At 43.4% G+C, this 24,915-nt stretch carries 22 protein-coding genes and 1 tRNA gene; 12 read left to right on the top strand and 11 right to left on the bottom strand.

Features of this window, described 5'->3' with window-relative positions; genetic code table 11:
* Positions 1 to 627: 627 nt before the first annotated feature.
* Entirely contained in the window at positions 628 to 1,026 is a 399-nt protein-coding gene (locus HL061_RS09330; RefSeq protein ID WP_071002798.1) for an ATP synthase subunit I, read from the bottom strand.
* Positions 1,027 to 1,312: 286 nt separating this feature from the next.
* A complete protein-coding gene (locus HL061_RS09325) occupies positions 1,313 to 2,194 on the bottom strand; it encodes a zinc ABC transporter substrate-binding protein (RefSeq protein ID WP_071002797.1) in 882 nt (293 codons plus the stop codon).
* Between the two features lie 199 nt (positions 2,195 to 2,393).
* Here HL061_RS09325 and HL061_RS09320 point away from each other — a divergent pair, with 199 nt between their 5' ends.
* The 6 genes from HL061_RS09320 (at position 2,394) to gluQRS (ending at position 8,303) form a co-directional block, all read left to right on the top strand.
* Positions 2,394 to 2,972 carry a transcriptional repressor gene (locus HL061_RS09320; RefSeq protein ID WP_058023499.1) on the top strand — a complete coding sequence of 193 codons (579 nt, stop codon included), beginning with the start codon at positions 2,394 to 2,396 and terminating at the stop codon, positions 2,970 to 2,972.
* A gap of 91 nt (positions 2,973 to 3,063) precedes the next feature.
* Entirely contained in the window at positions 3,064 to 3,861 is a 798-nt protein-coding gene (locus HL061_RS09315; RefSeq protein ID WP_083328917.1) for a metal ABC transporter ATP-binding protein, read from the top strand.
* A gap of 125 nt (positions 3,862 to 3,986) precedes the next feature.
* Positions 3,987 to 4,802 carry a metal ABC transporter permease gene (locus HL061_RS09310; protein WP_071002796.1) on the top strand — a complete coding sequence of 272 codons (816 nt, stop codon included), beginning with the start codon at positions 3,987 to 3,989 and terminating at the stop codon, positions 4,800 to 4,802.
* A gap of 527 nt (positions 4,803 to 5,329) precedes the next feature.
* Positions 5,330 to 6,172, top strand: a complete 843-nt coding sequence (locus tag HL061_RS09305; protein ID WP_071002795.1) for a metallophosphoesterase — start codon at positions 5,330 to 5,332, stop codon at positions 6,170 to 6,172.
* A 472-nt stretch (positions 6,173 to 6,644) separates the two neighbouring features.
* On the top strand, positions 6,645 to 7,082 hold the full coding sequence (gene dksA / locus HL061_RS09300) for an RNA polymerase-binding protein DksA (RefSeq protein WP_071002794.1): 438 nt from the start codon (positions 6,645 to 6,647) through the stop codon (positions 7,080 to 7,082).
* Between the two features lie 237 nt (positions 7,083 to 7,319).
* A complete protein-coding gene (gluQRS, locus tag HL061_RS09295; protein ID WP_083328916.1) occupies positions 7,320 to 8,303 on the top strand; it encodes a tRNA glutamyl-Q(34) synthetase GluQRS in 984 nt (327 codons plus the stop codon).
* 107 nt (positions 8,304 to 8,410) lie between these two features.
* On the opposite strand, the gene HL061_RS09290 is transcribed toward gluQRS, so the two are convergent.
* Positions 8,411 to 9,607 (bottom strand): putative peptidoglycan glycosyltransferase FtsW, encoded by a 1,197-nt coding sequence (locus tag HL061_RS09290; RefSeq protein ID WP_201587447.1) that lies wholly within the window; start codon positions 9,605 to 9,607, stop codon positions 8,411 to 8,413.
* Positions 9,608 to 9,895: 288 nt separating this feature from the next.
* Entirely contained in the window at positions 9,896 to 11,332 is a 1,437-nt protein-coding gene (gene murD, locus HL061_RS09285; protein WP_071002793.1) for a UDP-N-acetylmuramoyl-L-alanine--D-glutamate ligase, read from the bottom strand.
* Positions 11,333 to 12,000: 668 nt separating this feature from the next.
* On the opposite strand from murD, the gene HL061_RS09280 reads away from it, so the two are divergent.
* The 4 genes from HL061_RS09280 to HL061_RS09265 all read left to right on the top strand — a co-directional run bounded on the left by HL061_RS09280 (position 12,001) and on the right by HL061_RS09265 (position 16,705).
* On the top strand, positions 12,001 to 13,500 hold the full coding sequence (locus tag HL061_RS09280) for a SulP family inorganic anion transporter (RefSeq protein ID WP_071002792.1): 1,500 nt from the start codon (positions 12,001 to 12,003) through the stop codon (positions 13,498 to 13,500).
* A gap of 180 nt (positions 13,501 to 13,680) precedes the next feature.
* Positions 13,681 to 14,535: a universal stress protein gene (locus HL061_RS09275; RefSeq protein WP_071002791.1), complete on the top strand. Its 855-nt coding sequence runs from the start codon at positions 13,681 to 13,683 to the stop codon at positions 14,533 to 14,535.
* A 462-nt stretch (positions 14,536 to 14,997) separates the two neighbouring features.
* On the top strand, positions 14,998 to 15,336 hold the full coding sequence (locus HL061_RS09270; RefSeq protein ID WP_010197981.1) for a P-II family nitrogen regulator: 339 nt from the start codon (positions 14,998 to 15,000) through the stop codon (positions 15,334 to 15,336).
* Positions 15,337 to 15,442: 106 nt separating this feature from the next.
* Positions 15,443 to 16,705, top strand: a complete 1,263-nt coding sequence (locus HL061_RS09265) for an ammonium transporter (protein WP_071002790.1) — start codon at positions 15,443 to 15,445, stop codon at positions 16,703 to 16,705.
* Positions 16,706 to 16,901: 196 nt separating this feature from the next.
* On the opposite strand, the gene HL061_RS09260 is transcribed toward HL061_RS09265, so the two are convergent.
* From HL061_RS09260 to HL061_RS09250, 3 genes are all read right to left on the bottom strand, one after another.
* Positions 16,902 to 17,285, bottom strand: coding sequence for a DUF2147 domain-containing protein (locus HL061_RS09260; protein WP_071002789.1), 384 nt, complete (start codon positions 17,283 to 17,285; stop codon positions 16,902 to 16,904).
* A gap of 260 nt (positions 17,286 to 17,545) precedes the next feature.
* Positions 17,546 to 17,809, bottom strand: coding sequence for a hypothetical protein (locus HL061_RS09255; RefSeq protein ID WP_071002788.1), 264 nt, complete (start codon positions 17,807 to 17,809; stop codon positions 17,546 to 17,548).
* 52 nt (positions 17,810 to 17,861) lie between these two features.
* Complete coding sequence (locus HL061_RS09250) at positions 17,862 to 18,698, bottom strand: DNA/RNA non-specific endonuclease (RefSeq protein ID WP_227517136.1); 837 nt, start codon at positions 18,696 to 18,698, stop codon at positions 17,862 to 17,864.
* Positions 18,699 to 18,884: 186 nt separating this feature from the next.
* Here HL061_RS09250 and HL061_RS09245 point away from each other — a divergent pair.
* A tRNA-Ser gene (locus HL061_RS09245) sits at positions 18,885 to 18,975 on the top strand.
* Between the two features lie 782 nt (positions 18,976 to 19,757).
* Here the strand turns inward: HL061_RS09245 and HL061_RS09240 are convergent.
* The gene (locus tag HL061_RS09240) at positions 19,758 to 20,060 is read right to left on the bottom strand and encodes a hypothetical protein (protein ID WP_071002761.1); all 303 of its coding nucleotides are present in this window, start codon (positions 20,058 to 20,060) and stop codon (positions 19,758 to 19,760) included.
* Positions 20,061 to 20,417: 357 nt separating this feature from the next.
* On the opposite strand from HL061_RS09240, the gene HL061_RS09235 reads away from it, so the two are divergent.
* The gene (locus HL061_RS09235) at positions 20,418 to 21,200 is read left to right on the top strand and encodes a YdcF family protein (RefSeq protein WP_071002760.1); all 783 of its coding nucleotides are present in this window, start codon (positions 20,418 to 20,420) and stop codon (positions 21,198 to 21,200) included.
* A 35-nt stretch (positions 21,201 to 21,235) separates the two neighbouring features.
* Here HL061_RS09235 and HL061_RS09230 read toward each other — a convergent pair whose 3' ends face one another.
* The 3 genes from HL061_RS09230 to murF form a co-directional block, all read right to left on the bottom strand.
* Positions 21,236 to 22,186: a putative RNA methyltransferase gene (locus tag HL061_RS09230; protein WP_071003737.1), complete on the bottom strand. Its 951-nt coding sequence runs from the start codon at positions 22,184 to 22,186 to the stop codon at positions 21,236 to 21,238.
* Positions 22,187 to 22,314: 128 nt separating this feature from the next.
* Positions 22,315 to 23,433, bottom strand: coding sequence for a phospho-N-acetylmuramoyl-pentapeptide-transferase (gene mraY, locus HL061_RS09225; protein WP_071002759.1), 1,119 nt, complete (start codon positions 23,431 to 23,433; stop codon positions 22,315 to 22,317).
* 3 nt (positions 23,434 to 23,436) lie between these two features.
* Positions 23,437 to 24,885, bottom strand: a complete 1,449-nt coding sequence (murF, locus tag HL061_RS09220; protein ID WP_252962756.1) for a UDP-N-acetylmuramoyl-tripeptide--D-alanyl-D-alanine ligase — start codon at positions 24,883 to 24,885, stop codon at positions 23,437 to 23,439.
* Positions 24,886 to 24,915 lie beyond the last annotated feature (30 nt).

Here is a 24,915-nt window from a genome sequence, read left to right as displayed (position 1 = left end):
ATCTGATGGGGTTTGTTATTTCTATTTGCCCTGCAATTAAGCAAACAAATAAATCATACTAAAAGCACCCATGTAACCAACAACATCCAACCCATAGTTCTATTACTAATGCTATATTTGATAACTTGACATAAATTTTAGCTATCAAAAAAGGGCTTATGATAACTCAGTAATAGCCCTTGCATGTATACGCAAAATTATTATATATGTGCTTGTCTACTGGCCGTTTTTTACGACCGGCGCTTAGTGCAGCGCTTATAAACAAAATATTTAGCTGTCTATATTAATGCAGCGTAGTATTCGTGTAAAGTCAATTATGATTTTATTATCCAATGTATGAATAAGTTAGCTGACAATAACGGCTACTAATATAGTTAGTCGTCCATAACTAAACTGTAAAAATTTAATCATCAATGATATTAGTAGCTAAATTGACTCTACCCTATCATTGTGTCGTTGCATACTACGCCTCATATAAAGGCTCATACTTCGATTTTTATAATCAATGGTGCTGTCATGGGACAGTTTTGTACTTTGACTTTTTGAACTAGTCATAGAGAAGTTGGACGGCAGGGTGACTTGCCATTACTATGAATAAATTATCTATGTAGTGATCATTTATTAGCGCTAGCGTATATGCCACAACATCCAACTGTGACTAATTTGCATTACCATAAAACCGATAAATAGCGCAGGTGCCGATAGGGGTTGTACGGTAATAAAAATTAGTGCGAAACCAAACACAGTCAATAGCCATTTAGCCATCTGACCTCGATATAGCTGGCTAACGATATGTTGGCGCGCGCGATATCCAGTGTACCAAAAGATAAAAAAAGCAAAAACAACTTGAGTCGTAAAACTGAGCAGCGCACCAATGGCGGCGCTTTTTGCTACAGTAAGCTCACTACGTAACCAAATCGTATCTATAATCCAAGCAATAATGATAAGGATAAACAATATCCATGCTTGCCGTTTGATATAGATGCCTATTTTATCTTTTTGCGTGCGTTTGGCAGGCTTGGTCATCGATATTCCTATAGCCTTTCAGCATTGGGATAATATAGCATACTTACATCACTTTTATCCGTAAATGACTTACTCTACAGGCATTATCTTTAAACCAAAATAAAACGCCACTTATTATAAGGAGACAGCCACTATTAAGCAAGTAAAATATGACTTTTATCAGTCACCTAACGCAACCCACTAGTATTGCTATGTTACGTAGCCGTACCAGATACTTGAAAAACAGCTGTCTCACTCTTTTTAAAACTTTAGCTTATAGAACAACCCTAACGAATAGATTCCTATTCTAGGATATACATTGGTGGATTTGCTGAGCCATTTCTGTCCATCCTTCTACAAAGTCTTCGCTATCGCTCATGTCTTCGATTTGGACAGTGGTATTGATAGGCTGCAATTTGACAAGCAATCCTTTGCTAGCGGTGCTCTGATTGACTAAGCACATTTGTTTGGTTGGACGATTATCATTAAGCCAGCGCAATTGACTTGCTTTTGGAGCAAGGTGATGGTCTGGGCTTAAGCTACCTGCCAGCTTTATTTTTGTGGCATTTTCAATATATTGATAGGCATCGTGATAGGCCCAATAAGGACGCTGTTTTTGTGTGGATTGCTGTATTTTCGCTACAGCATTGTCCATACGCTGTGCAAATTTTTTGGCGTTGGCTTGGTAGGTACTTTTATACTCTGGATTGGCATGGCTATGAATAACAGCTAAGGCACGAGTAATGGCCTTTGCATTTTCAGGATCGAGCCAGATATGTGGATCAAACGTGCCCGCAATAGGCTTTCCTTGAATATCACGAAGAGGATGCCGAGTAAAAGCATCAAAAGCAAATAAGTCAATGGCATTAGGTGCCATCTCTAAACTGCCAGTCAGGCTGTTTTCTAATGAGGGACCAAACCAAACCACAAATTTACTGTCTTGAATGGCTTTCTTATCACTTGGACTAATACTGCCATGATGCCCCACATCGCCAGCTTGTAAAATTTGGTTAGCAGAAGGTGTGCCTTCCGTTACGGCTTGACTGAGTAAAAACATGGGATGATTGCTGACACTGACCGTTGCTGCGTGCGCGCTTAATGTAAAAGAGCCTAAGACTACCAATCCTGTAATCAGTAAGCGCTGTAACGTAATGATTGAGCGTCGTAAATAAGTAAAAGCAGAGTTCATGGTAAGCTCTTTAATCAATGAGTAACAAAGTTATGAGTCACAGTGTCGTGCCGCATCATTGGATAAAAAATGATCAATATATATAAGCGATGTGAGACAACTGATTCGATTTCACGTTTATTATGTTATACTATAACAATAGAAAACGCTATCATAAAAAACGTCATGCGATTACCATGCTATTTTGGGAGCCTGTACTATGTCTACTACCTCATCGAATTGCGAACATTTACATGATGTGCAAGATTTGACTCCGCATGACGTTATTGAACGCTTAGCAGCAGCAAAAGAGCACTGTCGTCTAAGTGGGGCACGTTTTACCCCTTTGCGCCAGCAAATATATCAGCTGGTTTTAGAGTCTGATCAACCTGTTGGTGCTTATGACTTAATCACGCAATTGCAGCAAATGCGCCTCTTTGAGATGGATGATAGTGATACGCTAAAAGCATCTGGCTTATCAAAGCAATCTGTAGAAAAACCATCAACCAAAAAGCGAGCGCCAAAAAATGTTGCGCCGCCGACGGTTTACCGCAGCTTAGAGTTTTTACTAAGTGAAGGGTTGATTCATCAATTAACGTCTATCAATGCTTATGTTCCTTGCTGCCATCCCAGAGCACAGCACACAGCTGCCTTTTTAATCTGCGATCAGTGCCAGCGAGTTCAAGAATGTAGCAGCTTACCAGTACAAGAAATGATGAGTTTCGCTGAACAAGATGTCGGTTTTACGGTTGAGCGTAGTGTTATTGAGCTGAGTGGTCGTTGCCAAGTTTGCCAGTAAGATTTATTGAGGCTCTTTGGTTGCCTGAAAAGTACGTCGCTGTCCTTGATTGTTTATTTGTATTATCCATTTACCTATTCGTTGTTATCCTATGAGCCTGTCTACCTCACCCTCTAACCAGTCGACTACTGCTATTGTGAATAGTAGTACCACGAATGAAGCTGGCAAACTGCTGAGCTTGAACGACGTCAGCTACCATATCGGCCACCAACGTTTGCTCTCACATATTGATATCGATATTGCAATCAATGAGACCGTCAGTATTATCGGACCTAATGGTGCGGGTAAGTCAACGTTGGTCAAGCTTATTTTGGGTCTGATCGAATCCACAAAAGGCAGTATCACAGCTCATCAACAGCTACAGTTTGGCTATGTACCGCAGCGATTCGCTGTGCCACCCATATTGCCGCTGCGCGTCTGCGATTTGTTGGGACAAGCAGATAAGAGACGCCTTACCGCTGAGCAGCGACAGTTTATCTTTGATAATTTATCACTAACGCATTTATTGTCACGACAAATGCTGCAATTATCAGGTGGTGAGACGCAGCGAGTGCTACTGGCAAGGGCGCTATTAGATAAGCCCAATTTACTTATTCTAGATGAACCGATGCAGGGTCTCGATCCTGATACCGAGGTTTGGTTATATCAATTTATCGATGAGTTGCCGGAGTTTTTGCGCTGTGCGATGCTGGTAGTATCACATGATCTGCACTGGGTAATGAAAGGCAGTCGCCGTGTCATTTGTCTCAACAAGCACATTTGCTGTGAAGGACAACCAAGCGAGCTTGCTATGAGCTCTGAGTTTCAAAAGCTATTTGGTCATCATTATGAGCAGCCATATGTGCATCAGCCACATGCTTGCGAGCATCATGCACCAAGCGAGCTATAACGATAATGACCAAAAACAATGATGAACTAAATCGAAAATAGCTAACATCAAATTCGTTAAAGCCAGCGTTACCAGACCGATAGACAGCACTAACTTTTCTTATAAAAATTTTACGGACACTTCTTATGACCGCTTGGTTAGCCATTATTGCACCTGCTTGGATCGCTGGCAGTATTTTAGCCCTACTATCAGCGCCTTTAGGATGCTTAGTCTTGTGGCGACGCATGGCATTCTTTGCCGATGCTTTAGCACATGGTACCTTGCTTGGAGTCGCACTTGCTGCTTGGTGGCAGTTGCCCATGGGTATAGGTGTGGCATTGGTTAGTGCAGCGGTGGTGCTGTGTCTGGTACTGATGGATGATGACCGTCTGCCAGCTGATGCCGTGCTTGCGGTGGTAGCCGTCACGCTGTTGTGTTTGGGGCTATTGACTTTAACGCAGCTGACCAATCAACAAGCCAATGTCTTGGGGTTTTTATTTGGCAATTTACTTGAACTGGACTGGGCGGATTTGCCACTACTCGCTGGTAGTGTACTGGCTGGGTTGGGGCTACTATTGTATATTTGGCCCGCTCAAATAAAACTTGCAACTCATGAAGCATTAGCTCGCATTCAAGGCATTAACCCGACCCGCCAGCGACTATTTTTTATGGGTGTTCTTGCAGGGTTCTGTGCGATTGCGCTACAAGCTGTTGGAAGCTTATTGATCAGTGGTTTATTGGTATTACCTGCACTAACGGCACGCTTATGGTCTTCATCACCAAAACAAATGGTGATCACAGCGTTTATCATTGCGCAGCTCGGCGTGACGCTTGGCGTGTGGGGAAGTATCTGGCTAGATATCCAGACTGGACTCTCTATCGTATTGATATTAGCGATATTGTTTTTTATCGCGCTAATGATTTCGAAGCTAGCCAAAATAAAATTTCGGTCAGCGCGCTAGCGTGCTGATATATAGGCTATAGCAGCATTATACATCTGCTTTAGTCAACTTTATTTCATTGATATCACTAGAGCTTTCATTGGCTTTATGTTATAAACTTGCTTTGCCATTATTTGTACCGATTCACTATATGACTCGTCATTAATTAGTGTTAATAATAGATTAGGGCGTGTTGAACATTCACAAATAGGCACTGCTGATCGCTAAAATTGTTCCAGACAAGGCACAAAGCGACGATAATGCAGATGCCTTAGCGAGATTTGTAACGCAGTATGGGGCAATTTTAGCATCAGTCCCAACGATAAAAGCAGGGGACAGGACTCTTTTTTGCCGCTTCATCGTTAAAAATAAGCGCTTAGAATGACTAAACTTATTATTTTTAACATCGAATCGCCTAAAAAATAGTCGCTGTCAGTGCCATGGTCGAATGTTCAACACGCCCTAATATAATTTTGAAAATAGTAGATCATTTATCCATATTCGTTCTCACAATGACCATTGTTTTGATTCGATAAGGGACCGACCCAATGCCGAACTATCCCGTCAATAAAATCAGCACGTCCGATGAACAGATAAATATTTTACAAATCACTGATTTGCATCTATCTACGCCTGTCGCTGCTGATACTGACAGTAGTCATGTCAATGAAGTGGGTGATTGTCAGCGTAATTTTGAAGCTGTACTGCAGCAAGCACTGAGTGAAGATATTCGCTGTGATTTGATTATCGTGACTGGCGATCTGGTCAGTAAAGTAAAGCCCGCCACCTATGACCATATTTTTGCCGTACTACAGGCAACTCAAATTCCTTTTGTATGTATCGCTGGCAATCACGATGTGACTGATGAGAATGGTGAAGACTTGCCGTTTTTTCAGCGGACACTCATTGCCCAGCCTGCTGACTCACGCTTACTCAGTCGGCACATCATTGAGAGTGATCACTGGCAGCTACTGTTATTAGACTCGTCTATCACAGGGAAAGTGGCAGGTGAGATAACCACTACAGATATTGATTGGTTATGCAAACGGCTTGAGGCATGTGATAAGCCTGCGCTTATCGCCCTACACCATCACCTCATCCCAGTAGATTCTGACTGGATTGACACCCATATGGCGCAAAACGCTGAAACTTTTTGGGAGTATATGGCGCCTTTTGAGCATTTACAGGTAATCATTAGCGGTCATACTCACCAAGAGCAGATTCGTCATCGTCAAGGTGTGACTGTTTATAGCACACCATCTACCTGCTATCAATTTAAACCTTATTCGCATGATTTTGCTTACGATGAAGCTTGCTTGCCTGGTTACCGCTGGTTGCAATTAGCCAACAATGGAAAGGTTGCAAGCTGGATTGAAAGACTGGATACTTAATGCCCATATTTATTGGTGCATAAAATAGCTATAGCGCTTACACGTCAAGGATTTAGCACCTATTAACTGAAGTGGCACTAGAGAGTAGATTAAGCAAAAATGAGATCAGGATAAAAAATAACTTCATTATTATTAAAAACAATGATACAACTTGTAAAATGAAGCGAAATGACCTGATATCTCACATTAGTCAGCAATATAGTAGCTAAAATCGTTTTTCACAGTCAGTCATTTACCACATGATTGCAGCCATGCTATTGAACGAAAATTTTGCATCGCAGTATACCTAAGCAATGGTGTGTCGATACCGATAGACCAGCATAACGATATTATTTGATCAGCTGTGTTACTTGTGTTACCAAGTGGTAAAACGTTTGATAAAAGGACAAATTATAGCGTTTGTAAAACTGATAACGTCTTGTCTTTTGATACGTCGTTTTATTGAATTAATTTGAAAAAGTAGGATACCTATATGAGCACCGTGACCACAAATCCAAGTGAAGTCAAGTTTACTCCTTATGTGCCAGCCCCAGACGAAGAGTATATGTCTGATGCACAGTTAGAGCATTTTAAGGCGATTTTGTTGGAATGGAAAAACCAACTGATTGGCGAAGCGGATCGTACCAAAAGCTACATCCAAGACGAATCAAGCGCCATGCCTGATATCAATGATCGTGCCACTCAAGAAGAAGAGTTTGCCCTTGCTTTACGCACACGTGACCGTGAACGCAAACTTATCCGCAAAATCGACAAATCCATATTGGAAATCGAAAATGATGACTATGGATTTTGTGAAACTTGTGGCGTAGAAATCGGTTTGCGCCGTCTAGAAGCACGTCCAACCGCAACCCAATGTATCGACTGCAAGACCTTGTCTGAGATTAAAGAACGCCAAAACCAAGGCGCTTAAATCAGATAGAACTAAGATGACTGTAAAACAAAGCGACCCTATGAGTGGTCGCTTTTTGCATTTTAGACGACCGTTTAGATGACTGCCTCTTCACGCAAACGCTCCCCCTACTCTGTGTTAAGTAGAGGGAGCGTTGGTGAAATGTTGCCTTTGCTCACGAAACAATCTCATTTAATAAATATCTTTTGGACCTGATTTTTATTATTCTATCTGTATTATTTTTATCGATAGCCATTTATTGTGAAAACTATTCCTACTGATACGCCATCTCACACCAAATCATCCCAGCCTATTGGCCGCTTTGCCCCTTCACCAACGGGTGAGTTGCACCTTGGTTCTTTGACCACGGCACTTGCAAGCTTTTGCCATATCAAATCGCTCGGTGGACAGTGGCTGCTGCGTATCGAAGATACCGACACCGAGCGCTGTGATAGACAGTTTACTGAACAGATTTTGATGGACTTAGAGGTGCTTGGGTTGCACTGGGACGGTGATGTCATTTATCAGTCTGAACGTATTGATATTTATAACGAATACTTGTCTTCATCGTTACGCCCATTGACCTACGGCTGCCAGTGCTCACGCAAATACCTAGAGCAATATTGGGCGCAAGAGGAAATTAATAGACATCACAATAATGCTAACTTAACACAACCATGCAATCAAACGCAGCCAAACAGACAGCGTTACCCACGACGCTGTGTTGCATCTGGCCTTGATAGGCAACAGCATAAATTACGTATACAGCTGCCAGACTATAAAATTGGCTTTCACGATGGTATCCAAGGACTGCAATGGGACAATCCGCAGCAGACACTAGGAGATATGGTGGCTCGTCGTCAAGACGGTATGATCAATTATATACTGGCAGCCAGCATTGATGACGGCCTACAACAGGTAACTCATATCATGCGTGGTTTGGACATTTTACCCATGACCACAGCACAGATCAGTATCATGCAGGCGGCACAACTGCCAACCATCGACCATTGGTATCATTTACCATTAATCAATAATGCTGACGGTCAAAAGCTCTCTAAGCAAAATCTTGCGCAGCCAATTGATACCTCAGACCCAAGCCGTCTCATTACTCATGGATTAGAGCTACTCCAGCAACCAAAGGTCGATATCGACACACCAGCCAATATGCTCAAGCAAGCAATTGCTCAATGGGACAATACGCCGCTACGAGGGAAGCAGCAGTTGAATTCGCCTTATTGAAGATAACTAAAAAGCAACTCACAAAAAAAATAGATAGCAAAAAGCGCCACTGTTTGCGGCGCTTTTTTAGTGCTTGATCATAGAATGTATAGACTAATTTAAACTTTTTAGTAGTAGCGGCATTGGCTCTTTTCAATCTCAGGACTTTCTTTATATATTTTTAATAATAAAGCCACCATCATCAAGCTAATCAACATTGAAGAACCGCCATAACTAAAGAATGGCATGGTGAGACCTTTGGTAGGAATGGCACCCATGTTCATCGCCGCATTAATAATCGTCTGCGCAATAAACACCACACCGATACCGAACGCGGTATAGCTCATGCGCATTTGGCGACGTTTTAGCGCGTTGTAACTGATACGCATCGCACTACCGATAATCAATGCTTCAAGTATCAATACCATACTGACACCAACAAAACCCAATTCTTCACCCGTAATCGCCAATAAAAAGTCAGTATGCGCCTCAGGCAAATGCGACAGTTTTTGCACGCTTTCGCCATAACCAACCCCGGTAAACTGTCCACGGCCAAAAGCAATCAGACTACGTGCCAGCTGATAATCGGTATCCTGCACATCATCAAACGGATCCATGAACGACATCACACGTACCAATCGATACTCTGCCGTGGTCACCATCAACACTGCGCCACCAACGGCTGCCGCACCCAATGCTAAGAAATGCTTATAAGGTGCTCCAGCGATATAAAAAATCGCAAATAGCGTCCCCAAAATAACGACAAAAGAACCAAAATCTGGCTGCGACAATAGCAGTATCGTTATCAGTACCACCACTAGCATAATGCGTAAAAAGCCGTCTAGGCCATTACGAACCTCAAAAGAGCGGCGCACCACAAAATCAGAGACAAACACAATCATGACAAGCTTAGCCAACTCGGCTACCTGAAAGTTAAAGTCTCCCAGCGTGAGCCAGCGCTTAGAGCCGTTAATGGGTGTACTAAACAGCGTTGCCACCAGCAAAATACCAGTAATACCCAACAAAAGAAACTGCGTTTCAGTCTTATATAGCGTCCGTAACGACACACCATAATAAGGGATAATGGCGACGATTAACCCAATCGTCATGTAAAGTAGCTGATTATTGAAAAAATACAGCTCCGTCATACCGCGACTGAGCGCAAAAGGAATAGAAGCAGAAGCCACCATCAGCAGACTAAGTACCATCATGCAACCTACGCTCGATAGTAAAATTGCGCGCGCTGATGGCATAGAAAGCACACCATCTGAGCCAGAGGCTTGCTTGGTTTTGGGCGAAGAACGAAAAAAAGAAGAGAGCGCCATAATTTTATATACACTAACAAACGAAAAAACACGACGTCTATGAAACGCCACCGTTTAAAAAATCATAAAGTAAATCTTACTAGATAGACGATGATAAAAACCCTCAATCATCAAAAAATGCTTGAGCAATCATTTATCTAGCAACCAGAGTCATTACGATCGACAGTAGCAGCAATTTATAAGCAAAACAATCATTTATACGAGAAATGCTGCTTTGGTTAATAAGTAACTCACATGCTACTACACTATCTAAGCTAATCTGTTCGAGCCCATAGCCATTTAAAACTTTTAACTGATAATCGTGCTGTCTGATTGTGCCGTGTCTAACTGAGCAACCAATCGACTGAAATGCTCACCGCGAGCCGCATAACCACTGTATTGATCAAAACTGGCACAGGCAGGTGACAACAATACCGCTTGCACTTGCGATAGGCTGCTGGCAGTGACTTGCTGAATAGTGACAAAGGCGTTTTCTAATGTTTGGCATTGATGCAATGCGACATCGTCGCTGATCTTGGCGGCGCGTAAATGCTGCTCAATCTGCTTGCCATCCTCACCAATAAACAGCACTTGGCTGACATACTGATTGATAAAGGGCGTCAACTCGCCAAACTGCTGGCCTTTACCTTGCCCGCCTAAAATCAATAATAGCTTACCATCTTTTGGTGCATAGACCGCGCCTAGCCCTTCGATAGCAGCCATGGTCGAGCCAATATTGGTGCCTTTAGAATCATCAAAATAGTCGATATTAGCAAAGCTCCCTACATACTGGCAGCGATGCTCAAGACCTGTGAATTGCTGTAACGTTTCGAGCATACTCTCAAGGGGCAAACCTGCAAGCTCACCGAGCGCTAAAGCTGCTTGCGCGTTTAGCAGATTATGACGTCCTTTCATCAACAGTTTGTCTGCGGACAGTAACCTTTCTGTACCACGCGCAATAAATGTTTGACCTTCCCCATCTGTTATCAGGCCGTACTGTCCTTTGTCAGGCGCATGGATGCCAGTACTGATCCTTGGCAGATTGTCTGCAACCAATGGACGGGTGAGTGCATCCTCACGGTTGATGACGACGGACTTAGCGCCTTGGAAAATACGATGTTTGGCCTGATGGTAGCCCAGCATATCACCATGGCGATCGAGATGATCTGGCGACATATTGAGGACAGTAGCAACCTTTGCCCCCAAGTTTGTGACGGTTTCTAGTTGAAAGCTAGATAGTTCTAGCACCGCCAGCTCCATGTTCGTATTATCCAGCAAAGTGAGTGCCGGTATCCCTATGTTGCCGCCCACACCCACATTGATACCAGCGTCTGCTGCCATTTGCCCCACTAAGGTGGTCACGGTGCTTTTGGCATTGGAGCCTGTGATCGCCACGATCGGCACCGTACAAGCCTCACAAAAAAGCTGAATGTCGCTGACGACGGGAATATTTGCGTGACGAGCTGCTGCAATGGCAGGTGTGTCAAGCGAGATACCAGGACTGATAATAATGCGGGCAGCTTGCTGCAATAATTCTGCATCAATGTTACCAAACTGACGAACCTCAATCTCATCTGGCAGTTGTGCTGCCAGTGTAGGCGCGACCTGTGCATCTGTTACCGCCACTTGATAGCCTTGTTTGGCAAGATAATGCGCGACCGATAACCCAGACTGTCCCAAACCAACCACGACCTGTAGACCATTACCCTTGTGGATCAAGGTTTCTGTTGCGTTATGAGCGGTCATATCTATTCCTTCTATTGAACGAGCGAGATGTCATCAAGCACACTGATGCGGATAGCGACTCCAAATGACACCGTCGAGATGACAAGCATCATAACGGTATCGTTCAGATTTCGGTACTGATTTTTTATGTGTTTGTGCTATTATTCGCCTATTTTTATATTCAGTGGCTAATGCTATAATAGCTAACTTAATTGATGCGTGACATTGCTATATGATAAAGCAGTTCACCCAAGCATTTTAGTTTATCATGTTGTCACATTAATCGCGCTATTGTCACGTCTCTTTAGCAATGATTCAAGTGTCACAATGGGATGTCAGACCCGCATTCTTTTCTGGCAGATTATTGATTACCCTCTACTGCAGCAAGTGATTGCTGATTCTATGTCTTACGATAGGCCTTTTTTATAGCCTATTTTAAGCAATCTGGTTCAAACCATATTTTAGGTAGTTTTATTGCTCTTATCATCTTTTTGAATATTGATGAGCGTATTTGTGATACCAAAAAAATCAGTAGACATACTTATGATTGACCTTTCACATTCCAACACGGCAACATGACCTGTGCATGTTGACGTAAAAGAAAAATGAATAGCTATTTTTAGTGACACGATCATTTTATAAATGAGTAATGATTACTTTTTTTGCCTCTAACCCTATGTAGTTTACTTATGATATCTTTTGTTGATAACTTGCGTGACGAGTGGTTCTCCAACGTTCGCGGTGACGTTTTATCGGGCTTGGTTGTCGCCTTGGCGCTTATTCCAGAAGCCATTGCCTTTTCTATTATCGCAGGTGTTGATCCAAAAGTCGGCCTATATGCCTCATTCTGTATCGCGGTCGTGATTAGTTTTGTCGGTGGTCGTCCAGGTATGATTTCGGCAGCAACGGGTGCTATGGCCTTAGTCATGGTTGATTTGGTTGCCGATCATGGTTTGCGGTATTTACTGGCTGCGACCTTATTGTGCGGCGTCATTCAGGTCGTCATGGGCATCCTAAAGCTCGGTAATTTGATGCGCTTTGTCTCGCGCTCAGTCGTCATTGGCTTTGTCAACGCACTGGCAATATTGATATTCGCCGCCCAGTTACCAGAATTAAATCCCATGACTGAACGTGTCGGTATGACGGTATATATCATGACGGCTGTGGGTTTGGCAATTATTTATCTGTTTCCACTTATCCCTAAAATAGGCCGTGTGATTCCCTCTCCATTGATTTGTATCGTTGGTTTGACAGCGGTCGCCATGTATATGAATCTTGATATTCGTAACGTCGGTAACATGGGTGATTTGCCAGATTCGTTGCCTGTGTTTTTATTGCCTGATATTCCATTAAACCTAAATACATTGTTGATTATTGCTCCTTATTCTATTGCGCTTGCCATTGTGGGTTTATTAGAGTCTATGATGACTGCGACGATTGTCGATGAGCTGACCGATACGCCAAGTGATAAGAACAAAGAGTGCCGTGGTCAAGGCATAGCTAACGTGGTGTCAGGTTTCTTCGGTGGTATGGCAGGCTGTGCGATGATTGGTCAGTCAATGATTAATGTAAAATCCGGTGGACGCACGCGCCTTTCTACCTTGATCGCAGGTGTAGTACTGCTTATCATGGTGGTGTTTTTGAGTGAATGGGTCAGCCAAATTCCGATGGCAGCCCTCGTTGCTGTCATGATTATGGTATCGATTGGCACGTTTAACTGGCAATCTATTCGCGAATTCAAAACGCACCCTATGTCATTCAATATAGTGATGCTAGCGACGGTATTGACCACTGTCTTTACGCACAACTTAGCTTATGGCGTTGGTGTTGGCGTGTTGCTATCTGCCTTAGCATTTGCCAATAAGATTGGTCAGTTCTTAACCATATTCAGTGAGTACGATGATAGTAGCAATACCCGTTATTATTATGTTCAAGGACAGGTATTCTTTGCCTCTACGACGCAGTTTTTGAATAGCTTTGATACCAAAGAAGCGGTAGACAGCATTCAAATTGACGTCAGCCATGCACATTTTTGGGACATCAGTGCTGTTGATACCTTGGACAAGCTGGTCATGCGCTTGCAACGTGAAGGTATTAATGTCAAAGTGGTAGGACTCAACAATGCGAGTCGAACACTGATTGACCGCTTCTCTATTCACGATCGCCGAGATATTGGCTTATTAGATTAAGCAAATCTACGTCTAACTTGTCATTGATGTATGGCAAGGTTGTATGGCAAGGTTTTGTGAATCGATGGATAAGATGGATAAATAGACAGCTGCGTTGGTCAAAAGAGTTGGGTATGTACGTGATGCCTTAGCCCTACGCTGAGTGGCTGATTTTGATGATTAGAATGATGTGGCCGTTTTATGAGTAACTTAAAACCAGATAGTGTCATTGCTTGCTTGGACTGTCCTGATCATGTTCAAGCTGTATTAGAGGCCAGCATGTGGGCTTCTATTCGCTTGCGCGCGCCTGTAGGACTGCTACATTCAGTCCCAAGCTTACAGCAAAAAGCTGCGGTCAATTATTCTGGTTGTCTCAATATCGATGATGAAAATGCCTTGCTTGAGCAGTTCACAACCAAAGAGCATTTGGGCAACTGTGAGCTAAAAGCACAGGGCAGACTATTATTGTCTCAAGCTACCACGTATTGCGAGCAAAAGCCTCATAAGCTTAAAACTTATACCTTGCATCGTCATGAAAACCTGAACCAGAGTATCGATTACGTCGATGACAAGGCACAATTGATCGTCATCGGTCATCATGTCACGTGCAAATCGACATTAGGACAACTGATTAGAGTCAGCCACTGCCCCATTTTGGTGACACATGCACCATTTTTGCCCCCTACTACCGCTTTGTTTGCTTTTGACAACAGTCCAACATGCCATAAGTTACTTAATTGGTTGTGTAAAACTCCGCTCGTGCGTGCCTTGACCATTCATATTGTCATGATCGGTAAAGAAACCTCTGATAACTGTGACGCCCTACGTGAAGCATACGCGAAGCTCAAGCAAGCAGGTATCAAATCTAAAAAAACATTATTAGACTGCCGTGATGTTGCGGCGGCTTTAAATTACTACCAAAACCAAAACGATATCGGCCTACTCATAACAGGCGCGTTTGGCCAATCGCGTTTACGTGAGTTGCTACAAGGCAGCGATACTAAGAAGTTATTAGGCAGCACCAAAACACCGTACCTCCTTTTTCCTAAGGCTTAAGCATCGTTTTATCTACACACATAGCCTATCTATATAAGCGCAGAGCACCAATGACTCTTTTGGTCTCTGCCGCTTACCGCGACCTCTCCTCTATTTAGCTTTAATCAGCTGTCATCAAACGTTCATTTTATTACTAAACTCAAGTTAGCAAATCGTCACATGAAATAGAGGGATAGCCTCCCCAAGCACCTAAAAAGTTGGTTATAATAAAGTTTTCATTAACCAAACGCTAAAGGTTGATTCGCTTTTACTATGTTTATAATGATGGCTCTCATCATTACATCGTCACCCATATACTCTGTTGCAACCGCGGTTATTTTTGAATAAATAAACCCAATTCTACCTCCCCCTTGAGTAGGTTGGCACAGTTCTTGAATAACTTATCGTAAGCAAAGCAGAGATACGACGATGCACTATAATGCCTCTATCAATCTGCGGCATCACACAAATAAGGAATTTTTTATGAAGCTAATCACTGCGATCTTAAAACCGTTTAAGCTCGACGATGTGCGTGAAGCGCTTTCTGACATCGGTGTTAAAGGTGTTACCGTCACTGAAGTCAAAGGTTTCGGTCGTCAAAAAGGTCACACAGAGCTCTATCGCGGCGCAGAATACGTGGTGGACTTTTTACCTAAGGTAAAAGTCGAAGTCGCTGTGATCGACGAGATGGTCGAACCTGCTATTGAAGCAATCACTCGTATCGCTAGCACTGGCAAGATTGGTGACGGCAAAATCTTCGTCACTGCGCTTGAGCAAGTCATTCGTATCCGTACGGGCGAAACCGGACCTGATGCTATCTAGATTTGAGGCCATATCTATAAACATCGATTTATAGAGAAAGGCTCTTACTGCATTTTTATCTATCGGTCATACCGATATCTATATTGTAAATTCAAGGGGAATTTAAATGGAAAGTCAAATCTTTGAGCTCCAGTATGCGCTCGATACGTTTTACTTTTTGATCTGTGGGGCGTTGGTCATGTGGATGGCAGCTGGCTTCACTATGTTAGAGGCCGGATTGGTCCGATCAAAAAACACGGTCGAAATCTTAACTAAGAATGTCGCGCTATTTGCAACCGCCAGTATCATGTACATGATATGCGGCTACGCTATTATGTATGGTGGCGATCTGTTCTTGAGCGGAATTGCAGGCGGCGACACCTTGGTAGAAGACGCGTTAGCAGCCTCTGCCGAAAATGGCTTTAGTGGTGACTCCGTCTACTCTGCAGCCTCGGACTTTTTCTTTCAAGTTGTCTTTGTAGCAACCTGTATGTCAATCGTTTCAGGTGCTGTTGCTGAGCGTATGAAGCTATGGGCTTTCTTATTATTTGCTGTTGTCATGACTGGTGTTATCTATCCATTAGAAGGCAGTTGGACTTGGGGCGGCAACGATGTCTTTGGATTATTTAACCTAGGTGACATGGGTTTCTCTGACTTTGCAGGCTCTGGTATCGTCCATATGGCGGGCGCTGCTGCTGCTCTAGCAGGTGTATTACTCCTAGGACCCCGTAAAGGTAAATACGGTCCTAACGGTGAGATACGTGCGATTCCTGGCGCCAATCTTCCACTAGCCGCGCTTGGTACGCTGATCCTATGGATGGGTTGGTTCGGTTTCAACGGTGGTTCAGTACTAAAACTTGGCGATATCGCCAGTGCCAACTCTGTTGCCATGGTCTTTTTGAATACCAATGCTGCTGCTGCTGGCGGTGCTGTAGGCGCTCTGTTAATCGCTCGTATCATCTTTGGTAAAGCGGATCTAACCATGCTCCTAAACGGTGCATTAGCCGGCCTAGTCGCCATTACTGCAGAGCCATCAACCCCTTCTGCGCTACAAGCCACTCTTTTCGGTGTTGCCGCTGGTGTCATCGTCGTATTATCAATCTTAGCGTTAGATAAAATCAAAATTGATGATCCAGTGGGTGCAATCTCAGTTCATGGCGTGGTTGGTCTGTTTGGTCTACTAATCGTACCAATTACCAACCCAGCATCTACCTTTATCGGTCAGATTACAGGCGCTGCGACCATCTTTGCTTGGGTATTTGTTGCAAGCTTCATCGTTTGGGTCATCATCAAAGCTGTCATCGGTATCCGTATCTCTGAAGAAGATGAGTACGAAGGTGCTGATATTGCAGAGTGTGGTATGGAAGCTTATCCAGAATTTATCAGATAAGATCTCTTAATAGTCTAAACCCTATCGTTCGATACGCTGATACTACTTACCGTAGTGTCAGCGTTTATTATTTTATTGAGTAACCTCCCCTTACTGATACAATAAAATATAAAACATAAAAAATCCCGCAGTACCTTTCGGTAGTGCGGGATTTTATCTATTAAGTACAGATCTGATAAAAAACTACTTGATCGACTTATTTCTTTTTCCACTCTTGGCTACGAGAGAATGGACCAATATAGCCTCTTAGCTTCAAAGTATTACCACTTAGATTTGCCGTCATACGATAATCTTTGCCTTTTTCAGGATCAGTAATCGTACCACCGCTGTATTTACCGCCGCCATCAGATTTTAGACCTCTAATAATGGTCTTGCCTATATGCTTTTTGCCTTTGGCTGAGTTAGTAGCAATGAGCGTACCTGTCAGTACCCCATTTGACTCAGTAATTTTTACCGTACCTTTTGGCTTGCCTTCATCATATGTCTGCCAAGTCGTATTGGCTAATGGGTCAGCAGCAAATGCCATACTAGCAATACCAATACCAGCAACGGCTAACGTGGTTTTTGTAAATAATTTCATAGATTGACTCCCTTCATACAATGATTGCTCGAAACATTATGTTTCTGATGTCCTATGCTTATCCTTTGCTAGAATCTTTTATTACAAGCTTTGCGACTCTCTACTTATAAAGCGTAGGTTATCGATATTGCTCATAACTCTTTGTCAAAGATTTTGAGCGACATAAGCGATGTCTTGACTCATTATAATCAATTTTCCGACTTTGCCTAGTAATTTTTTTATACTTTATTATTTCTATAAAATAAAACCATATCAAAGACTTACAAGAAGGGATTGTCGATATCTTTGCCGAATTGGTCATCATTTTCCTTTGACTTATCATCATTATTATTATAAAGGTTTTTACTTTCAAATGTGTTTATGACCCGACTCATTAGCTCATGCAATTGCTGAGCGTGTTCATATCCGGATGCATCCAAAGTCAGGTCTAGATCACCATAGATGATGATTTTGTCCTTTTGGTTTTCAATAACAAGATCACCAACCTGCATGCTTTGGTGATCATTGGCGAATGGGTCAATCATGTGTGCATCCTTATGGTGTATTTAAAACTCAAAAAGTATTCTACGTTTTGCTCTATGCCTTTAACTGCGAAAGTAACCACTCCAAAATAGCCCAGACGAATAGCATCCAATCCGGCTCCTGAGCTGGCGCATCAGTTGTGTCTGAACTCTCCCCTGCCTTCAATGGCAAATCCAATGCTTCTCGCTTAGTTTGAATGTCCAACATCGGCAAGACATCGATACCGGTTTCAGCGGTCAGCTCATCGATACTAATAACATCAATGCGTTCAGATTCGTCATTTGGTGCGTAATATACCCCTGCCTGATTGGTCGCGGGTATATACACTGCTTTGAAAAAATGGCTGGGTACAAGCACACGATTGGCAAGCTGCTTGGTCTTAGTATTGGTAAATGCGACGCCAGTAATGGTATAAACCTCACCGTATTGCTGGGTCAAATAGCGAGTTGCCGATTCGATATTGCGCCAAATATAACGATTATTGCGCGGCGACTGCGGCGCGATATTGGCCAGACTGAAGCTATCATACTGTTGGCTGCGCGTTGCCATATTGGCATTTGGTGCTAGGTGTCCGCGATCATAACCAGAACCTGAATAGTCAGTTAATGACGCGCGTGCTGATTCTGGGAGCTTGCTTTCTTCGTGAAAACTGTCTTCGCGGTCGATCTGTTTGGCTTGCTGCAGACGTGTGCGATCTAGATGTTCTGCTGACCAGAGCGGTGTCCGTGATACACCAGAGTACATAACGGCAAAGCCATCCATGCATAGTGTTTGTGTTTGATTACTTAGCTTGGTGTTGGTAAATTCAGGATAGATACCACCATAAAAGGACTGGCTACACTGCGTGAAATCATCAGCATGCGCCTGAGTGATACCTATTGCAACTGTCATGACAGTCATTAGTATGCTGTGTTTAAGTCCATATGTGCGCTCACGGAAACTTATCATTCAATCTTCAACCATTTATACTCATCATTGCGTATCTGCTATCCTAGCAGGCAGTTAGCAATAAAGAAAGATAGCGCGCAAGTCGTGACATTTTAAATGGTATCCGCTATACTTAGGCGTTCAAAAAACGGTGAAGTGGGTGAGTGGCTGAAACCGCACGCCTGGAAAGTGTGTATACGTTAATCGCGTATCGAGGGTTCGAATCCCTCCTTCACCGCCAATCTTATCTATTCTGAGAAACGCACTAGTTTTTCTGTACTGTCATACTCTATCCTAAATAAAATCCAGACACCTTAACAGTAAGACTGTCAGTCTGATCGTCTAATGCTGCCTAAATGGTGATTTTTATCCTATCTATCAAAAAAAACCACCAATAAAGAATATTGCTGGCTCATATCACTGCTCTATTGCTGCTAATATCTAAACCTACAGCTGTTTACTGCCTATACATCTCTTTATTGCTTCTTTTTCACTGTCACTTAGATTCATATGTAACTTGTTCAACCCCAAATTTATGCGGCAGTCTCGTCTGATTTTTTTCGTTTCAGCAGACTTGACTGGTTTTGGAGTCGCGTTTACTGCTTCTGCAAAAGCAATGCTTGGTACCATCGCGTTGGCTAAGTAGCCTATTACACTGAATAAGGTGATAAATAGTACGAACAAGGTTTGTCTCATGGGCGCTCTCAGTCGATTTTTAAGATGATTATTTAGGACAGTCAATGAATATTTAACATCACTGGTTTGATTGAAAAGCACTACTTGAGATAACTAGCGCGCGCAGACGATGTTAATACTGCCTCTTATCATAGCCAGTTCCTATGTTAAGTAGCTTGATGAAAGTTTAAGAAACGTTAAGGTGTGAGCGTTTTGCATATCTGCTAAACCGTAATATCTCTTCAAATAGAGATACAAGACCAGATATATCACAACTACTAGCCAAACCATTGCACATAAAAATGACGCCTACTTAGGGCGTCATTTTTAAATAATCAGATATCACTTTTAAGAGCGGTGTCTGTAGTCGTTTTTGCTTTGTTTATCGTTTTTATATTTGCCCTGATATTTGTCTTGATGCTTTTCTTGTGCTTTATGCTTGGCAGCCACTATTTTTGCTTTTTGCTGTGATACCTTTGCCTTGTTTTTGACAACTTTATGTTTACTACCTACTTTGGCTTTAGCATCATGCTTTTGATGCTGTACTTGAGCGGCATGAGACTTTGAGTAGTCAGGTGCAGCGTTGGCTTGACCAACCATAGATAAACAAGCGGTAGCGGCTAAAATCGAACTTACTATTATCTTTTTCATTGTTTTTTCCTAATGTAATTCATATCAATAAATGATGATTAAAGATACCTTATGAAGTATTACGATAAAGCATCGCTCTATCGACAAAGAAAATGATAACTGGTTCTCGTATTAAGTAGCTTTATGAAACTTGAAGAAAGGTTGCGATTGTTACCGTTATTTGGCATATTCGTCCACTAAACTGCAGACAGTTGAATAGTTGTGCCACTGGTGTAAATAGACGGGCAGACCTAGAAGTATGTATAACGCTTTTGGTCGCTGTTGATGTGGCTGTAGCGTTTAATATTTGATGCTGAATGTTTGACACTTATATAAAAAGCGTGATTGATCTATCAGTGCTGACAGGATAAAAAATTTATGTTTGGATTATTACGTATCGTATTGATAGCGCTTGGATCCATACTCATCATTGACTGTACTGCTCTGATGGCCGTAGATAAGGTTAATTTTGGTACAGTGCTGCCTTTTTTGATAGGCGTGGTTTTTGTAGGGCATGGACTAGGTGCTCCTTTAATTATAAAAATACTTGCTAAGAATCCTTTACTGCGACGTATTTGGTACGGATTGTGGCTAGCGTTTGGGTTATGGTTCATAAGCTTTTTGCTCTTTGTTTATTCATTGCAGCAGCAGATTGCCCAGGGCAAACAAGATTTGCCACCTGTAGCAGCTATTATTGTACTCGGTTCTGGGACGGTCGATGGCAAGCCGACCCCTACCTTAGCTAGTCGCTTAGATACGGCAGCAACACTGATCGAGCAGCAACCACAGGCATTGATTATTACCAGTGGCGGTGTGGGCTATGAGCACACGCGCAGTGAGGCGGACATCATGGCGACTTACTTGGCGCAAGCACATGACATTCCACTAGATCGTATCTATCAAGAAGGGAAAAGTACCAGTACTGAGGAGAATTTGGCGTACAGCCAAATCATACTTGAACAGCATGGTATTGATAAAGAGGTACCGATTGCGATTGTCACCAGCGACTTTCATACCATCCGCGCAGCCGCCATTGCCCTCCATCAAGGTTATACGCAACCAATCACGCTTGCCAGCCCAACCCCACTGTCTATTCGCTACAATGCATGGTTTCGAGAGTATTTTGCCTTTGGTAGCGGTTGGCTACTACAAGAATACTGATTAGTGGATGCCGTAACAAAAATATTAAAAGGCTCTCAACTGGACGCCTTTTTTTGCAAAATATAAACCACAAACTTGGCCTCTGTATTAAATGGCGCGTGCTTACTAAGCTCCAGTAACGCTTGTCTTTTTTCACTACGTGCGCGGTAGGCATACGGGGTCATGGTCATTAAATCAGCCAAATCATCCGCTGATAATGTCATCTCTGTACTAACATGGTCAGTCCCCATCAACGTAAAGTATGGCGCCAACTCGTGTAAAAACTTATCAGAATCATGCTCACGCACATCATCGAATAAGGCATCTCGCATCGTCGCCAAGTGTCCGGCATCTGGTTTGGCAATGATTAAATAACCATCATCGGCCAATACCTCAGCGAACGCTTCAGGTAAAATAGGACTAAAAATACTGCTAATACCCGTCACACTATGAGAGCGTAACGGTAGATGCGCGGCGCTGGTCACTAACGGATAAATCACCGTTGTTTTGGCAGCGTTAGTATTATTGCGCTGATACCAAAGACGACCTGCCGCTTTACTCACTTTAGCCAATTCCACCAATGCAGGTTTGCTGATATCCGCTGCGAGTAAGTTATCAATAATACCTGAGCCCAGTTGTGCCATTGCCTGCGTGTAGTAGCCCTCGCCGCAGCCAATATCAAGCCAATTCACAGACTGAGTATCCTGCTCCTCTATGGCCTCACTTTTTGACAGTAGCGCTGCCATCTTTTGGCTAATCAGATTCTGTAACGGCCCATAGTGACCATGACTCAAAAATCGCTTACGGGCATTGATAGAGTCTTGACTGTCGCCAGGTGCTTTTGATTTCTTCTGCTGTACAGGCAACAGGTTGACGTAACCTTGGCGAGCCACATCAAAAGGGTGTGAGGTGTTTTTGGGGTGCAAACTACCGTCACAGCGCCAAGTATCTGCGGCAGGCTGTAGTGGCGACTGGCAAAGTGGGCAAATAAATAAGGACACAGGTATCTCAACGTCATAGCAATATGACCCACATTTTAACAAATTTCGTGTTGCTTAGACGATAAAAAGCCACCTCAATAATCATCGAGATGGCTTCTAAGCAGGAAAGTTAGGTATGTTTGAGGCTTGTTTTTCTAACGCAGCTTCAAAGTCATTAGCCCAAGGATGACGAGAATGATGGCGATAATCCAAAAGCGTGCCACCACTTGCGTTTCTTTCCAGCCAATTTCTTCAAAATGATGATGTAGGGGAGCCATACGAAAAACGCGTTTTTTGCGCAATTTATAAGAGCCAACTTGCAGCATTACTGATAGCGCTTCAGCGACAAATAGACCACCCATAATGGCAAAGGCAATCTCTTGTCGCGTCATCACGGCAATTGTACCGAGCATCGCACCCAGTGCCAACGCGCCCACATCACCCATAAATACTTGTGCAGGATGCGCATTGAACCATAAAAAGCCAAGACCCGCCCCGACCATAGCACCACAAACGATAATGACTTCAGAGTTATAGGGAATGTACGGAACATGCAAATAATCCGCAAAGCGCACATCGCCTGACACATAAGCCATCGCACCCAAGCCTGCTGCGATAAGCACTACTGGTAGGATTGCCAAGCCATCCAGGCCATCGGTTAAGTTAACCGCATTGGACGCACCATTGATCACAAAGTAGGTAAAGATAATAAAACCAATACCAAAAGGTACTGCCGAAAATGGAATCATCCAATCTTTAAAGATCGGTATCAACAAGTCCTGCATCTCGCGAGTGGTGTTGATATCCGGCTGTAGTGTGGCGATGTAGTATAAAGAGACGCCGACGAATAATGCGCCCATCGACAACCAAAAATATTTCTTTCGCGCAATCAGACCTTTAGGGTCTTTATACTTGATTTTGAGCCAATCATCCGCCCACCCTACAGCACCGAAGATCACCATAACAACGAGCAAAATCCACACATAAGGATTGTTCAAACGTGCCCATAGCAGAGTCGATACCCCAATAGCACTGAGAATCAATACCCCGCCCATGGTTGGCGTACCAGTCTTGACCAAATGCGATTGCGGCCCATCATTGCGAATGGCCTGACCGTATTTGAGCGCACGCAGATGCTGAATGACCCGCCCACCAAAAAACATACTAAACACAAGCGCTGTGATAACCGCAAGCAGCGCTCGCAACGTCAATGAAGAAACCGCAGAAAACGGTGTATAATACTGGCCAAGCCAGCCAAACAACCAAACTAACACCGCCTACTCCTCTACTAGCGCATGAATAAGTGTTTCCATTGTCATGGAACGCGAGCCTTTGAACAACACAGTACAAGGCTTGGCTTGTTGCGCTTGCAAATACGGCTGTAAATACTGTAATAAACTGTCTTTGTCTGCGAATGCCTGAGCATTGATATCAGCAACCTCTTTCGCACCAGCAACGGTGGCCTTGGCATATTCGCCAACACAGAGCAGCACATCGATACCTGTGGTCGCGATAGTACGGCCGAGGCTTTGATGCTCACTAACTGCCGCCTCTCCTAGCTCGCCGATATCACCCAACACCATCACTTGCGTACCCGTTTGTGCAGCCAATACTTTGGCAGCGGCGCGTACCGAGTGTGGATTGGCGTTATACGTATCATCAATCAGACGGTGCTTACCCAGTATCTGACTGTTCAGACGACCTTTGGCTGGACGCGCGTTTTCAAGGCCGATAACAATATCACTGACGTTGATATTTAATGCATGCGCACAGGCTGCAGCAGCCAAAGCATTATTGACATTGTGTTCGCCTGCTAATGGCAAATTGATATCATGAATCTGATTACCGATATGTAGCTTAAACTCACTACGCTCTGGTTCTACATCTAAATGGCTTGCGCTGACATCGGTATTACCAAACCCAATCACATGTGACGTGTGCTTTTCAGCAATGCGGCGTAACTGATTGGTAAAATCGTCTTTATCAGGAACAATCGCAAACTGCGCATCCGTTAAGGTGTGATAAATCTCCGCCTTGGTTTGGCAAATACCTTCACGGCTACCGAACTCACCCAGATGAGCCGTACCAATATTTAGGATACAGGCCACATCAGGGCGCACAATCTCAGTCGTATAGGCGATCTCACCAATGTGGTTGGCACCCAATTCTAAAATGGCATAGCGGTGATGGTCTGATAACTCAAGCAGCATCATGGGCACACCCAAATCATTATTGAGATTGCCACGGGTAATCAATGTCGGTGCAAGGCGACCAAAAATACTACCCAGCATCTCTTTACAAGTGGTCTTGCCGCTAGAGCCTGTAATGGCAATCACGGTCAGATTTTGGTGCTGCTGGCGACGATAGCTTGCCAGCTGCCCTAACGCCAAACGGGTATCACTGACAACCAGCTGCGGAATCGCATTTGACTCAGATAAGATAGGACGAGACACAATGACAGCAATGGCCCCTTTTGATGCTGCCATATCGATATAGTCATGACCATCGAAGTTCTCACCACGTAACGCCAAAAAGATATCACCAGGCTTTATCGTACGGGTATCGGTCGCAATACGCTGACTGGCTAGGGCTGGCTGGCCTGCATCTGTATAGTCTTGTGGCAATTGCCAGTGACCATCGAGCGACGCTGTCGCCTCGAGCATATTATCCATTTGCCAGACATAAAGCCCTTGCGACTGGATGGTGTTATCGTTGTCGGCTGTCATAATGGTTACCTTATATAATGACTACTCAAT

It is taken from the genome of Psychrobacter sp. PSP (assembly GCF_024085615.1).
GTDB classification, from domain to species: Bacteria; Pseudomonadota; Gammaproteobacteria; order Pseudomonadales; family Moraxellaceae; genus Psychrobacter; species Psychrobacter pacificensis.
Note: the sequence above shows the minus strand (reverse complement) of the source record. Positions and strands in the feature narration are given on the sequence as shown.

What these genes read in the sequence shown, in the direction of transcription:
- HL061_RS09330 (WP_071002798.1), bottom strand. Translation starts at nt 1,026, where the DNA reads ATGACCAAGCCTGCCAAACGCACGCAAAAAGATAAAATAGGCATCTAT.
- HL061_RS09325 (WP_071002797.1), bottom strand. Translation starts at nt 2,194, where the DNA reads ATGAACTCTGCTTTTACTTATTTACGACGCTCAATCATTACGTTACAG.
- HL061_RS09320 (WP_058023499.1), top strand. Translation starts at nt 2,394, where the DNA reads ATGTCTACTACCTCATCGAATTGCGAACATTTACATGATGTGCAAGAT.
- HL061_RS09315 (WP_083328917.1), top strand. Translation starts at nt 3,064, where the DNA reads ATGAGCCTGTCTACCTCACCCTCTAACCAGTCGACTACTGCTATTGTG.
- HL061_RS09310 (WP_071002796.1), top strand. Translation starts at nt 3,987, where the DNA reads ATGACCGCTTGGTTAGCCATTATTGCACCTGCTTGGATCGCTGGCAGT.
- HL061_RS09305 (WP_071002795.1), top strand. Translation starts at nt 5,330, where the DNA reads ATGCCGAACTATCCCGTCAATAAAATCAGCACGTCCGATGAACAGATA.
- dksA (WP_071002794.1), top strand. Translation starts at nt 6,645, where the DNA reads ATGAGCACCGTGACCACAAATCCAAGTGAAGTCAAGTTTACTCCTTAT.
- HL061_RS09290 (WP_201587447.1), bottom strand. Translation starts at nt 9,607, where the DNA reads ATGGCGCTCTCTTCTTTTTTTCGTTCTTCGCCCAAAACCAAGCAAGCC.
- murD (WP_071002793.1), bottom strand. Translation starts at nt 11,332, where the DNA reads ATGACCGCTCATAACGCAACAGAAACCTTGATCCACAAGGGTAATGGT.
- HL061_RS09280 (WP_071002792.1), top strand. Translation starts at nt 12,001, where the DNA reads ATGATATCTTTTGTTGATAACTTGCGTGACGAGTGGTTCTCCAACGTT.
- HL061_RS09275 (WP_071002791.1), top strand. Translation starts at nt 13,681, where the DNA reads ATGAGTAACTTAAAACCAGATAGTGTCATTGCTTGCTTGGACTGTCCT.
- HL061_RS09270 (WP_010197981.1), top strand. Translation starts at nt 14,998, where the DNA reads ATGAAGCTAATCACTGCGATCTTAAAACCGTTTAAGCTCGACGATGTG.
- HL061_RS09265 (WP_071002790.1), top strand. Translation starts at nt 15,443, where the DNA reads ATGGAAAGTCAAATCTTTGAGCTCCAGTATGCGCTCGATACGTTTTAC.
- HL061_RS09260 (WP_071002789.1), bottom strand. Translation starts at nt 17,285, where the DNA reads ATGAAATTATTTACAAAAACCACGTTAGCCGTTGCTGGTATTGGTATT.
- HL061_RS09255 (WP_071002788.1), bottom strand. Translation starts at nt 17,809, where the DNA reads ATGATTGACCCATTCGCCAATGATCACCAAAGCATGCAGGTTGGTGAT.
- HL061_RS09250 (WP_227517136.1), bottom strand. Translation starts at nt 18,698, where the DNA reads ATGACAGTTGCAATAGGTATCACTCAGGCGCATGCTGATGATTTCACG.
- HL061_RS09240 (WP_071002761.1), bottom strand. Translation starts at nt 20,060, where the DNA reads ATGAAAAAGATAATAGTAAGTTCGATTTTAGCCGCTACCGCTTGTTTA.
- HL061_RS09235 (WP_071002760.1), top strand. Translation starts at nt 20,418, where the DNA reads ATGTTTGGATTATTACGTATCGTATTGATAGCGCTTGGATCCATACTC.
- murF (WP_252962756.1), bottom strand. Translation starts at nt 24,885, where the DNA reads ATGACAGCCGACAACGATAACACCATCCAGTCGCAAGGGCTTTATGTC.